This window comes from Streptomyces sp. FIT100, from assembly GCF_024584805.1.
GTDB lineage: Bacteria > Actinomycetota > Actinomycetes > Streptomycetales > Streptomycetaceae > Streptomyces.
Genome location: NZ_CP075715.1, coordinates 3650376 through 3663525 on the forward strand (window position 1 = coordinate 3650376; position 13150 = coordinate 3663525).

A 13150-nucleotide genomic window follows, 5' to 3' on the forward strand; every position below is an offset into this window, starting at 1 on the left:
TGTCGGCAGGGAGAGGCGGCCCGTCATGGCGGATCAGGCACCCGAGGCGTTCTTCGAACGGATCTCCGAGACCCGCTTCGCGCCGACCGAGCACACCCGCGGCCCCTGGGACGCGGACTCCCAGCACGCCGGGCCACCCGCCGCGCTGCTCGGGCGGGCGCTGGAGGAGCGATCGGGGGCACGGGAGGACATGCGCCTCGCGCGGGTCACGTACGAGATCGTGCGGCCGGTGCCGATCGGACCGCTGGAGGTGACCACGACCGTGGTGCGCAGCGGCAGGAGCGTGGAACTCGTCGAGGCCGCGCTGACGCCCGAGGGAGAGGCGGCGCCGGTGATGCTCGCCCGCGCGCTCCGGATCCGTACGCTCGGCGAGCCGGGACCGGCGGTCGCCGAAGGACCACAGCTGCCCTCGCCCGGGGAGACCGCCGAGACGCCCTTCTTCGCCGTGCCATGGGACGTCGGTTACCACACGTCCATGGACACCCGCTTCACCGAAGGCACCTTCAGGGAGCAGGGCCCCGGCACCTGCTGGATGCGGATGCGCCTGCCGCTCGTCGCGGGCGAGGAGGTCCGCCCCCTCGACCGCGTGCTGATCGCCGCCGACTCCGGGAACGGCATCAGCAACGTCCTCGACTTCAGCCGCCACATCTTCGTCAACGCCGACCTGACGGTCCATCTGCACCGCCACCCGGTCGGCGAGTGGGTCTGCGTGGAAGCCCGTACGAGCGTGGACCCGGCGGGCCTCGGCCTCGCGGACTCCCGGCTCCACGACGAGAAGGGGCCGATCGGCCGCGGCGCGCAGAGCCTGTTCGTCGCCCCCCGCTGAAGGCCGTCCTGGCCCGCGGCCGGCCCGGCGAGACGCGGTGGCGCGGCGAGAGGCGGTGTCGCGGCGAGACTCGGTGGCGCGGCGGCCGAGTGCGCACACCCCGACCCGCCAGGGTGGCCTGGACCAGCCACCATTACCCTGTGTCACGCAGCCAGGAAGGCTGTGAACCATCCCCGCCGACGACCACGGCAGGGCGAGCACCGCAGGAGAACACATGGGAAACGTGGGGAACAAGGTACGCCGGGCCGGCGACTCCGGGGGAACGATCGCGGCGGTGAGCGTCATCGCGCTCATCGCCGTCGCCGTGGCCCTGCTCGGGCTGGTGACCGTACGGTCATGAGCTGACACCCCGGCAGGTCGGGCGCCGCATGCACCGCCGGACACCGGTGCCCGCCCTGCCGACCGGCTCGCCGCAGCACATCGCGGGCCGCCAACGTCACCCAACCGGACCCGCAGCCTCGCCCGTTGGAGTGACCCGCTCCTCCCGGCCGCCTCACGCCCACCGCCCTGACCTCGGCATTTCCGGCCCGGAGCGCCCCAACGACAGTCATTGCCCGGAGTCACCCTGCGTGATACACAGAGTGACCACACGAGTACTCGCACAAACCCCGCTCGCCGCCGCCGCAGGTCAGCGCGGCGGCTTCGGTCATTTGTGCGGGGATCGGGTAAAGAGACCAGCCAAGTCGGCGCACGAGACCAATTTCATCAGCGAAGATAGAGCGTGACCCGTGCCGAGCGGCAAGGGCGACGAACTACCCGACAGGGGCGGTGAGTTACATGATCCTGGCAGCCGAAAAGGGCGACATCACCACCATCATCGGCGGAATCGCCCCCAACTGGGGGCCTTTCGGGAGCCTGGGGAACGAGGCCCGCGTGATGATCGAGGTCGTGATGGCGGTGGCCATCCTGCTCTGCCTGGGCATCGCGATCTGGGGGGCCGCGAAGCAGCGCATCGGCGCGACCGCCCTCCGCGACACCTTCAGCGCCGAACAGGGCAAGGGCCTGATCGTCGCCGGACTGACCGGAGTCTTCATCATCGGGTCGCTGGGGACCCTGTTCACCATCGTGTACGGGATGGCCGTCTGACGTCCCGTCACCCGACTCCGCCATCTCACCCCGTACCCCGACTCCAACCGTCCCCGACACCATCCGCCCGTCGTGCCCAACGGCAGAGGTTGCGTCTCCCTGATGTCGAGTCACCACACCGCGCCCGCGCGGACTCCAGCACGGCTACCGTCGTACTACGGCTACGGCTACGGCGAGGGGGCGGGCACGGCATGAGCTTCGGCGACGAGCACGACAGCAACGGGGGCGCGGGACAGACCCGTACGCGCCTCCCGGAAGCCGGCAACGACGTCTACGGCGGCGCACGCCGGCCCGTACGGAACTCGCGCTCCCTCATCACCGTGGTGGGCGTCGTCACTCTGCTGATCGCCGCGATCGCGTTCGCGAACCGCGGCGACGGCGCGGACAACCCCCAAAGCACGTCGGAAGCGAAGGGCTCGACCCCGACGGCGGCGACGGGCGTGCGCCCCGTGAAGGGGAAGGACGGGGCAATCGCGACGGGGTACGCGAAGGACGAGCAGGGGGCGCAGAGCGCGGCGGCGAATTACGCGGTGGCGCTCGTCTCCGCCGACATCCTCAAGCCTGACCGGCGGAGCGAGATCGTGCGGCAGTTGTTCGTCGCGAGCAAGGTCAGCGAACTGGAAACCAGCTTCGACAAGGCCTACAGCAAGGAGTTCCTGGAGAAGCTCGGGCTCGACACGAGCGGCAACGCCGCCGAAGGACTGACCTACGTGTCTCGGACTGCACCCGTTGGCACCAAGATCACCCGGTCCACGGACAACTCCGCAACGATCGAAGTCTGGTGCACGGGCGTGTTCGGGATTGCCGGCGTGGGCTCCACCAATCCTGTGACCAACGACTGGTTCACGATGACGCTGAGTCTGCAATGGACGGGTGGGGACTGGAAGGTCGCGAGCTTCTCCCAGAAGGAGGGCCCCGCCCCCGTGAACGCTGACCGCACGGCCTCCAGCGCCGATGACATCGCGAAGGCCGTCGAGGAGTTCGGAGGGTTCACGTATGCCCGCTAGCCCGCGCCGAGCGCTTCGCTTCGCCGGCGTAGCGGCAGCCGTCCAGACGACGGTGATGCTGCTGGCGGCGCGTGCGCACGCGGCACCCAGCCCCACGCCGACGCCGTCACCGTCCAACGCGGACGACTGTGACCTCATCGTCGGCCCCGCACGCGACTACTGCGAAAACGGCGACGCCACCCCCCGCTCCCCCTCCCTCGACGACCCCACCACCCCCCTCGACCCCCTCGCCTCCCTCGCCAAGGGCTGTGCCGACGCCGCCGTCGCGATCGTCGACGCGCTGTCGAAGGCCGTGAAGTCCACCGCGCAGGTGGACTTCACCAACGACACCTTCCTCTCCCAGTACGCCATCGTCTTCGCCGCCGCCACCTTCCTCACCCTCCTCCTCTGGCTCCTCGCCGTCGCCAAGCGCGCGATCCGCGGTGTGCCGCTCGCGACGGCGATGTCCGAGGCGATCGGGTTCCTCTGGCTGACCGTTCTCGCCTCGGCCTTCACGCCGCTGATCCTCTACACGCTCGTCTCGGCGACCGACGCGATCACCGAGGTGATCGCGTCGGGGACCGGCGGGCAGACGGACGTCTTCTTCGGCAGCTTCAAGGAGGCGCTGCAGAAGGGCGATGACATCGGCGGCGGGCCGATCATGCTGATCATCGTGTCGCTCGTGACGGTCGTCGCGGCCGGTGTGCTGTACCTGGAGCTGTTCATCCGGGCCGTGCTGCTGTACGTCGGCGCACTGCTCGGTGTCGTCGTGTACGCGGGGCTCGTCGACAAGAACCTCTGGGGGCATGTCCGCCGCTGGGCCGGGATCATGATCGCGGTGATCCTCGTGAAGCCGGTCATCATCATCGTGCTCGGTCTCGCGGGGGCGCTCTCGGGCGACGACGGGCCGAACGCGTTCTCCGCCGTGGTCACCGGCCTCGCGATCATCCTGCTCGCCATCTTCGCCTCGGCGATGATCTACCGCTTCGTCCCCGGTTTCGGCGACGAGATCGCGGCCTCCCGCAACAACCGCATCCAGAACAGCGCCGAGAGCAAGGCGGCCGCCGTCATCAGCTCCCCCGCCGCCCTCGTCTCGCAGGGCATCAAGACCCACTCCACCCGCAGCGAGCAGCACGGCGGCGGCTCCGAGGCCCGGCCCGCGAGCCCCGTCGCCGGCGGTGTGGCGGCGCACGGTTCGCGCGGGGGATCGGCCGGGGGCATGGGCGGGGGCGGTGGCGGCGGCGGAATTGTCCCCTCCGCCGCACCTCCGCCCCGTAGCGGGAACGCCCCCACCGCGGGCACCCCCCACAGCAACCGCAAGAGCACAGGCACAGGAAGCACAGGAGGTGGAGGGCGTTGACGACGCAGTCCCAGCCCATCGCGCCCCGCCGTACGTACCTCATCGGCCGGGCCCGGCCGAACGCGATCATCGGCAAGAACCGTGAGACCGGCGAGATCGCGCTGATCATCGCCGGCGCGTTCCTCGGCATGATGAGCGGCCTGCTGGTCCCCCTGCTCTCCCTGCGGATCGTGCTGCTGACGGGCTTCCCGATGCTGGCGCTCGCGGCCGTGTACGTGCCGTACAAGCAGCGCACGTTCTACCGCTGGTTCGAGATCAACCGCAGCTTCAAGCGCACCGTCCGCCAGGGCACCGTCTACCGCTCCGTCGCCATGGAGGCGGGCACCCGCGTCGACGGGCGCGAGGTCGAGGTCGGGCCGCCGCCCGGCATCGGGCGGATCAGCTGGCTCGCCGCGCCCTTCGGGCCGGACGAGATCGCCGTCCTGCTGCACGCCGACCGCCGCACCGTCACCGCCGCGATCGAGATCGAGGGCCCGGGCGTCGGACTGCGCGACAGCGAGGACCAGGAAGCCCTGGTGGACCGTTTCGGCACCCTCCTCAAGCATGTCGCCAACGGCGACGGCTTTGTGACGCGCCTTCAGATGCTGGCCCGCACCCTGCCCGCCGACCCCGACGCGCACGCCAAGGACGTCGCCCAGCGCGGCGACCACAACGCCCCCGGCTGGCTCCAGCAGTCGTACGACCAGCTCCAGTCGATGGTGTCCACATCGAGCGAGCAGCACCGCGCCTATCTCGTCGCGTGCATGCACTTCAACCGCGAACTGGCCGCCGAGGCCGAGACCATGGCCCGCGCCGCCCGCCAGGCGAGCGGCGCGAAGAAGCTCGACAAGGACGCCGGCCTCGCCGTCGTCATGGCCCGCGAGCTCACCGACATCTGCGCCCGCCTCGCCGAGGCCGACATCCGCGTACGCCAGCCCCTGGGCCAGGCCAGGCTCGCCTCGCTCGTGCACTCCATGTACGACCCGGACCACCCCATCGACCACATCCAGGCCATGACGAAGCGCAACGCCTGGCCCGCCGAACTCGACGCGCTGGAGCCGACGTATCTCCAGGCCAAGACCCGCGAGTCGGCGACGCGCGCCCCCTGGTGCCACGCCACCGCCTGGGTGAAGGAGTGGCCGATGACCCCCGTCGGCGTCAACTTCCTCGCCCCGCTGCTCGTCCACACCCCGGACGTGATCCGTACGGTCGCGGTCTGCATGGACCTCGAACCCACCGAGGTCGCCATCGAGCGCATGCTGACCGAGAAGACCAACGACGAGGCGGAGGCGAGCCGCGCCGCCAAGATGAACCGGACCGTCGACCCACGCGACATCGCCGCCCACGGCCGGCTCGACCAGCGGGGTGAAGATCTCGCCAGTGGCGCGGCAGGCGTCAATCTTGTCGGGTACATCACTGTGTCGTCGCGTACGCCCGAGGCCCTGGCCAGGGACAAGCGCACGATCAGGGCCTCGGCGGGCAAGTCGTATCTGAAGCTGGAGTGGTGCGACCGCGAGCACCACCGGGCCTTTGTGAACACGCTGCCGTTCGCGACCGGCATCCGCCGATAGCGCGCCGAGACGCCGCCGATACGTGCCGTTAGGGGCCCTGATTCGATGCGAGATCCGCTCTCCGTCCTCACCGAATCCTTCACCTCCTTCCTCTTCGGGAAGGTCGAGACGACCCGGCTGCCCGTGCGCACGTCGACGGGCCAGGCGCAGGCCGTCTATCTGCCGACCGCCGCGCCGGGCCTCGGCGACTCCGGCGTGATCATCGGCCGCGAGGTCTACAGCGGAAAGGGCTACATCTACGACCCCTTCCAGCTGTACGGGCAGCAGCTCCCCGCCCCCCACTGGCTGGTGCTCGGCGAGTCCGGCAACGGCAAGTCGGCGCTGGAGAAGACCTACGTCCTGCGCCAGCTCCGCTTCCGCGACCGGCAGGTCGTGGTCCTGGACGCCCAGGGCGAGGACGGCGTCGGCGAATGGAACCTCATCGCGCAGGAGCTGGGAATAACGCCCATCCGCCTCGACCCCATGGCCGCGCTGGACAGCGGAATCCGCCTCAACCCCCTCGACCCGGCGATCACCACGACGGGCCAGCTGGCCCTGCTGCGTACGATCATCGAGGTCGCGATGGGGCACGGGCTGGACGAGCGTTCCGGCTTCGCGCTCAAGGTCGCGCACGCGTACGTCCACGAAACCATCACCGACCGGCAGCCCGTCCTCACCGACATCGTCGAACAACTGCGCCACCCGGAGCCCGAGTCGGCGGAGGCGATGAACGTCGACATAGACGACGTACGCGCCTGGGGCCTGGACGTCGCCCTGGTCCTCGACCGGCTCGTCGACGGCGATCTGCGGGGCATGTTCGACGGGCCGACGACGGTCGGCATCGACCTCGACGCGCCGCTCATCGTCTTCGACCTGTCGCACATCGACCGCAACAGCATCGCCATGCCGATCCTGATGGCGATCGTGGGCGTGTGGCTGGAGCACACCTGGATCCGCCCCGACCGGAAGAAGCGGATCTTCCTGGTCGAGGAGGCCTGGCACATCATCAACAGCCCCTTCGTGGCGCAGCTCTTCCAACGGCTGCTCAAGTTCGGGCGCCGGCTCGGTCTGTCGTTCGTGGCGGTCGTCCACCACCTGAGCGACGTGGTCGACGGAGCGGCGGCACGGGAAGCCGCCGCGATCCTCAAGATGGCGTCGACGAGGACGATCTACGCCCAGAAGGCGGATGAGGCACGGGCGACGGGCCGGGTGCTGGGGCTGCCCCGCTGGGCGGTCGAGATCATCCCCACGCTCACTCCCGGCATCGCCGTGTGGGACGTCAACGGCAACGTCCAGGTCGTGAAGCACCTGGTCACGGAGGCGGAACGCCCGCTGGTCTACACGGACCGCGCCATGACGGAATCGTCCGTACGGGACGACCGGCCCGAGGACGTACGGGCGGCGGACTGGGAATCGGAGCAGCGCGCCGCCCTCATCGAGCAGCAGATGGGCGAGTCCTCCCAGTCGACGGTGGCGTGACATGGCGCCCCGCGCACGAACGGAGGAACGTACAGGGGAACGGGGCATCCCGGACGGCCTGTTGGTGGGCATCCTGGGCTTCCTCCTCGGCCTGACCCTACTGGTGTGGACGGCGACGGGTCTGGCGGGTCTCTTCGCGCACGGGTCGTGGCCGGACGGGGTCGCCTTCACGAGCACTCCGCTCGCGATGCGCAGCCTCGCCTCGGACCCGCACGACCTGCCGGCCGCCTGGCCGTCCACCCCGCCCGGGCAGCTCTCCGGCTACGGCCTGTTCTGGGGCCTGCTGATCGGCGAGCTGATGGTCCTGGTGGTCCTCGCGATCTTCGTCCTGGGCACGCTGGCCCGCTGGCGCACGGTCAGGGCGCGGCAACGCGACGGCGGCGCAGGGACGAACACGAGCGCGGGCACGGCCACGGGTGTGGGTGTGGGTGCCGGGGCGGGTGTGCCTGCCGCCGCGCAGGCCCTACGGCAGAGCACGGAGCAGGACACGAGCGCGACCTCGGACGCGACCTCGGACGCGGCGGTGCCCGCCGCGGCAGGCGCGGTGCAGAGCACCGGCACGAGCCTCGGTCCCTCGCCCGCCGTCCCGTCGAGCCCTGTCCCGTCGAGCTCTGTTCCCCCGAGCGCCATTCCGCCGAGCGCCATTCCGCCGACCGTCGAACTCCCCACCGCGGAGCGGGACCGCACCGTCCCCGCCCCACGCACCCCCAGCGGCCCCACCATCGTCTACGGCGACCCGCCCGCCCGCCGGCCCTCCGCCGTCCAGGCCATCCGGGACGCCGACGGCCCGGCGCTCGTCGTCACCTCCGACCCCACCGTCTGGGCCGAGACCAAGGACGCCCGCGCCAAGCTCGGCCCCGTCCTCGTCTACGACCCCGGCCACCTCTGCGACACCCCCGCCCGCCTGCACTGGTCACCCACGGCCGGCTGCGGGTCCGCCGACACCGCCGCTGCCCGTGCGGCCGCGCTGCTCGCCCCCGTACGCCCCCACTCGCGCCTCGACGCCGCGATCGCCGACACCGCCGAAACACTCCTGCGCTGCTGGCTGCACGCCGCAGCGGTGGACGGCCGTCCGTTCAAGCAGCTGCACCGCTGGGCCCAGGGCACCGGCGCCCATGACCCCGTACGCATCCTCCGTACCCACCCCAAGGCCGCCTCCGGACTCGCCGGCCTCCTCGAATCCGCCCTCACCGCCCACCCCGAACGCCGGGAAGTCGCCCAGGAACTGACGGCACGTACGCTCAGCGCACTCTCCTCGGTCCACATCCGCGACGCCTGCACACCCAACCGAACAGATTCGCTTGCCCTGGAATCATTTGCGGACGAGGGGGGCACGCTTTATGTGGTGGGTGAACCCATCGAGGATCCCCGCACCCACCCCGGGGCAATGCCTCTGCTGACCGCCGTCGCCTCAAGCGTGGTCGAGCACGGCCGCCGCATGGCCGCACGGTCATCTGCCGGCCGGCTCGACCCACCACTCAGCCTGGTGCTCGACGACGTCGCGGCCGTCGCGCCGATCCCTCTGCTTCCCGAACTGCTGGCCACCGGCGCGGACCAGGGCCTGCCGACCCTGGTCCTGCTCCGCTCGCAGGAACAGGCCCGCGCCCGCTGGGACGTCCCCCTCACCCGGTAGCGACCGCAGCGCCCCCATCAGGCCCGGCGGCGCAAGATCCGACATCTCCTCACCATCGCGCCGTACAACCCTTGTCCCGCACAAGCGGTCAAACAGGGCGCCAGGAAGGAACGGGCCCTTTCCGGCCAACCCCCCGCACCCGCCCGGCCGTCCTTGACTCAAGGAGCCGCTCGTGCGCAAGTACCGTACGGCCGCCGTCGCCGCGGCCTCATTCCTTCTGATGGCGGGGGCGGGCATCGCCGCCCCCGCCGCCTATGCCGGTGTCCCCGGCGGCACCCACGCAAGCGACCGCAACAGCGATTTCAACGGCGACGGCTACGAGGACGTGCTCATCGGCGCGCCGGGCGGAACCGTCGGCGGAAGGAAGGGCGCGGGGTACGTGACCGTGCAGTACGGCGCGTCGACGGGCATCGGCACCCGACGGGCCGCCGTCATCACCCAGTCCACCACCGGGGTGCCGGGCTCCCCCGAGGCGGCCGACGGCTTCGGCAGGGCCGTGGCCACCGGCGACCTCGACGCGGACGGCTACGACGACGCGATCGTGGGCATTCCCGGCGAGGACATCGGCACGGTCGCGGACGCGGGAGGCATCACCGTCCTGTGGGGGTCGTCACGGGGGCTGTCCGGCGCGAACAGCGACTGGCTGGAGACCGCGGTGCCCACGGCCGGCGAGAGGTTCGGCAGCGCCCTCGCCGCCGCCCGCTTCAGCCCCGACACCCCGGGCGACCAGCTCGCCGTGCTCAAGCGCGACGCCCTGGAGCAGTACGCGTACGAGACCGTGCCGCAGCCTCAGGCGCAAGGGCAGGAGCAGGAGCGCGCCCCGCTGACACGCACGGCGCGCAACCGCCTCGCCGCCGGCGCGGAGGGCCGCGAGATCCTGCCCAAGTCCCTCACCACCGGCGACTACGACGACAACGGCCTCGCCGACCTGGTCGTCTCCGGGGTCAGCGTGGGCGAGGAACCGGGACACGGCTGGTCCGTCTTCCTCTCCGGACAGGTCCAGGGCCTGGTGTACGAGCGCGATCTGCGCGGCGGCCCGGTCGCGGCATCCGGGGACATCAACGACGACGGCTACGACGATCTCGTCACCGGCGAGCCGCACAGCCCCAACGACGGCGGCGACTGGATGACCGGCGGCCAGGTCGGGGTCTACTACGGCAGCCCGGACGGCCCGCTCGGCACCGAGGGCGCGGGCAGCCCGCCGCAGTGGTGGACCCAGGGTTCGCCCGGAGTGCCCGGGACCGTCGAGCGCGGTGACGGATGGGGCACCGACCTCTCCGTCGCGGACACCGACGGCGACGGATACGCGGACGTGGCGATCGGCGCGGCCGGCGAGGACATCGGCACCGTCGCCGACGCGGGGGCGGTGTGGATCCTGCGCGGCTCGGCAGGCGGACTGACCGCCACCGGCGCCAGGTCCTGGGACCAGAACTCGGCCCATGTGCCGGGCACGGCGGAGAAGGGCGACCGCTGGGGCGGCCAGGTCAGGCTGACCGACCCGAACAGGGACGGCCGCCACGGCCTGCTGGCCGCCGCACCCGGCGAGAACACGAGCGACGGCGTCGTGTGGGTGCTCTCGGCCGGCTCGGGCGGTGTCACGGCCTCCGGCTCATGGACGTACGGCGCCGGTTCGCTCGGCGCACCGTCGGTGGACGCGACCTACGGCGCCGCCATCGACGAGTAGCGGCAGGGGTTGCGGCTGGAATTGCGGCTGGAGTTGCGGCAGGTGGTCAGTCGGTGAACGGCGAGCGGGGGCGCCGGAGTTCCAGCTCCAGCTCCCGCAGGTCCGGATCCCCCGGAACGGGGGTCGTCACCCCGCTGGGAACGAACCCGATCCTCCGGTAGAAGCCCTGGGCCCGCGGGTTGTGCTCGTGCACGTACAGCCGGACGCGCTCGATCCGTGGCTCGGCCAGCTCCCAGGACCAGTCGATCGCGGCGCGGAAGAGGGCGTCGGAGAGCCCTCTGCCGCGCGCCTCCGGCCGTACGAACACCCCCACCAGATGCGTCTGGTCGAGCGTCGCCGCGACACCGAACCGCGGCTCGTCCTCCGGCCGCTCGACGAGCACGGTCACCGTGCCTTCCCACCGCCCGTCGGGCGCCTCGGCGATGAACTGCCTGACGACCACCCCGGCCGCGGCATCCCTCGTCCGCTCCCGCCAGAAGTCCGGCGTGCGAGCGATCCCCCGCTCGTAGGTCTCCAGGAAGGCGACGGGCGCGGCAGGATCCTGGAGGGCGGCGAGCCGGAGCTCCCGCGCCTTCTCCCATTCGTCGGCGCGTACGGGCCGTATCAGGTGTTCCATGCGCCAAGCCTGGCCCCAGCGTGCGGCCTCGGCAACGCGTTTTCCGGCTGAACGCAGAAAAGCCCCGGACCGTGACGGTCCAGGGCTTTCCTGAATGATTGTTCGGCGGCGTCCTACTCTCCCACAGGGTCCCCCCTGCAGTACCATCGGCGCTGAAAGGCTTAGCTTCCGGGTTCGAAATGTAACCGGGCGTTTCCCTAACGCTATGACCACCGAAACACTATGAAGATATCGAACTACCAGCCAGCAAAAGGCGAGTTCGTTACTTCAGAACTAACACAGTGGACGCGAGCAACTGAGGACAAGCCCTCGGCCTATTAGTACCGGTCAACTCCACCAGTTACCTGGCTTCCATATCCGGCCTATCAACCCAGTCGTCTACTGGGAGCCTTACCCTCTCTAGGAGGTGGGAGTCCTCATCTCGAAGCAGGCTTCCCGCTTAGATGCTTTCAGCGGTTATCCCTCCCGAACGTAGCCAACCAGCCATGCCCTTGGCAGAACAACTGGCACACCAGAGGTTCGTCCGTCCCGGTCCTCTCGTACTAGGGACAGCCCTTCTCAAGACTCCTACGCGCACAGCGGATAGGGACCGAACTGTCTCACGACGTTCTAAACCCAGCTCGCGTACCGCTTTAATGGGCGAACAGCCCAACCCTTGGGACCGACTCCAGCCCCAGGATGCGACGAGCCGACATCGAGGTGCCAAACCATCCCGTCGATATGGACTCTTGGGGAAGATCAGCCTGTTATCCCCGGGGTACCTTTTATCCGTTGAGCGACGGCGCTTCCACAAGCCACCGCCGGATCACTAGTCCCGACTTTCGTCCCTGCTCGACCCGTCGGTCTCACAGTCAAGCTCCCTTGTGCACTTACACTCAACACCTGATTGCCAACCAGGCTGAGGGAACCTTTGGGCGCCTCCGTTACTCTTTAGGAGGCAACCGCCCCAGTTAAACTACCCATCAGACACTGTCCCTGATCCGGATCACGGACCCAGGTTAGACATCCAGCACGACCAGAGTGGTATTTCAACGACGACTCCACAACCACTGGCGTGGCCGCTTCACAGTCTCCCACCTATCCTACACAAGCCGAACCGAACACCAATATCAAACTGTAGTAAAGGTCCCGGGGTCTTTCCGTCCTGCTGCGCGAAACGAGCATCTTTACTCGTAGTGCAATTTCACCGGGCCTATGGTTGAGACAGTCGAGAAGTCGTTACGCCATTCGTGCAGGTCGGAACTTACCCGACAAGGAATTTCGCTACCTTAGGATGGTTATAGTTACCACCGCCGTTTACTGGCGCTTAAGTTCTCAGCTTCGCCTGGACGAATCCAAGCTAACCGGTCCCCTTAACGTTCCAGCACCGGGCAGGCGTCAGTCCGTATACATCGCCTTACGGCTTCGCACGGACCTGTGTTTTTAGTAAACAGTCGCTTCTCGCTGGTCTCTGCGGCCACCCCCAGCTCAGGAAGTAAATTCCCTCACCAGACGTGGCCCCCCTTCTCCCGAAGTTACGGGGGCATTTTGCCGAGTTCCTTAACCATAGTTCACCCGAACGCCTCGGTATTCTCTACCTGACCACCTGAGTCGGTTTAGGGTACGGGCCGCCATGAAACTCGCTAGAGGCTTTTCTCGACAGCATAGGATCATCCACTTCACCACAATCGGCTCGGCATCAGGTCTCAGCCTCAATGTGTGACGGATTTACCTACCACACGGCCTACACCCTTACCCCGGGACAACCACCGCCCGGGCTGGACTACCTTCCTGCGTCACCCCATCACTTACCTACTACCACCTTGGACCGGCGGCTCCACCACTCCGAGATTGTCCGAAGACGCACCCGACGGCTTCACGGCCTTAGCATTAATGGGCTCGATATTGGGCGTTTCAAAGCGGGTACCGGAATATCAACCGGTTGTCCATCGACTACGCCTGTCGGCCTCGC

General features: G+C 69.2%; 10 protein-coding genes and 2 rRNA genes (1 of these 12 running past the window's edge). 9 read left to right on the plus strand and 3 right to left on the minus strand.

The window, feature by feature from the left end; all coding sequences use genetic code 11:
• Window positions 1-25 precede the first annotated feature (25 nt).
• From KK483_RS16230 to KK483_RS16270, 9 genes are all read left to right on the plus strand, one after another.
• The gene (locus tag KK483_RS16230; protein WP_262005949.1) at window positions 26-826 is read left to right on the plus strand and encodes a thioesterase family protein; all 801 of its coding nucleotides are present in this window, start codon (window positions 26-28) and stop codon (window positions 824-826) included.
• A gap of 214 nt (window positions 827-1040) precedes the next feature.
• Window positions 1041-1166 (plus strand): hypothetical protein, encoded by a 126-nt coding sequence (locus tag KK483_RS16235; RefSeq protein WP_262005950.1) that lies wholly within the window; start codon window positions 1041-1043, stop codon window positions 1164-1166.
• A 437-nt stretch (window positions 1167-1603) separates the two neighbouring features.
• The gene (locus KK483_RS16240; protein WP_142217964.1) at window positions 1604-1912 is read left to right on the plus strand and encodes a hypothetical protein; all 309 of its coding nucleotides are present in this window, start codon (window positions 1604-1606) and stop codon (window positions 1910-1912) included.
• Between the two features lie 191 nt (window positions 1913-2103).
• Window positions 2104-2919, plus strand: coding sequence for a hypothetical protein (locus tag KK483_RS16245; protein WP_262005951.1), 816 nt, complete (start codon window positions 2104-2106; stop codon window positions 2917-2919).
• Entirely contained in the window at window positions 2909-4258 is a 1350-nt protein-coding gene (locus KK483_RS16250) for a hypothetical protein (RefSeq protein WP_262005952.1), read from the plus strand. Before KK483_RS16245 ends, KK483_RS16250 begins: the two co-directional genes overlap by 11 nt.
• On the plus strand, window positions 4255-5808 hold the full coding sequence (locus KK483_RS16255; protein ID WP_262005953.1) for an SCO6880 family protein: 1554 nt from the start codon (window positions 4255-4257) through the stop codon (window positions 5806-5808). Before KK483_RS16250 ends, KK483_RS16255 begins: the two co-directional genes overlap by 4 nt.
• Before the next feature lie 45 nt (window positions 5809-5853).
• Window positions 5854-7266 (plus strand): ATP-binding protein, encoded by a 1413-nt coding sequence (locus KK483_RS16260; protein ID WP_262005954.1) that lies wholly within the window; start codon window positions 5854-5856, stop codon window positions 7264-7266.
• Window position 7267: 1 nt separating this feature from the next.
• Window positions 7268-8899, plus strand: a complete 1632-nt coding sequence (locus tag KK483_RS16265) for a type IV secretory system conjugative DNA transfer family protein (RefSeq protein WP_262005955.1) — start codon at window positions 7268-7270, stop codon at window positions 8897-8899.
• A 172-nt stretch (window positions 8900-9071) separates the two neighbouring features.
• The gene (locus KK483_RS16270; protein WP_262005956.1) at window positions 9072-10583 is read left to right on the plus strand and encodes an FG-GAP-like repeat-containing protein; all 1512 of its coding nucleotides are present in this window, start codon (window positions 9072-9074) and stop codon (window positions 10581-10583) included.
• Window positions 10584-10629: 46 nt separating this feature from the next.
• On the opposite strand, the gene KK483_RS16275 is transcribed toward KK483_RS16270, so the two are convergent.
• The 3 genes from KK483_RS16275 to KK483_RS16285 form a co-directional block, all read right to left on the minus strand.
• Entirely contained in the window at window positions 10630-11199 is a 570-nt protein-coding gene (locus KK483_RS16275) for a GNAT family N-acetyltransferase (RefSeq protein ID WP_262005957.1), read from the minus strand.
• 100 nt (window positions 11200-11299) lie between these two features.
• Window positions 11300-11416: ribosomal RNA gene (gene rrf, locus KK483_RS16280) — 5S ribosomal RNA — on the minus strand.
• An 80-nt stretch (window positions 11417-11496) separates the two neighbouring features.
• Window positions 11497-13150: ribosomal RNA gene (locus KK483_RS16285) — 23S ribosomal RNA — on the minus strand (it continues 1465 nt past the right edge of the window).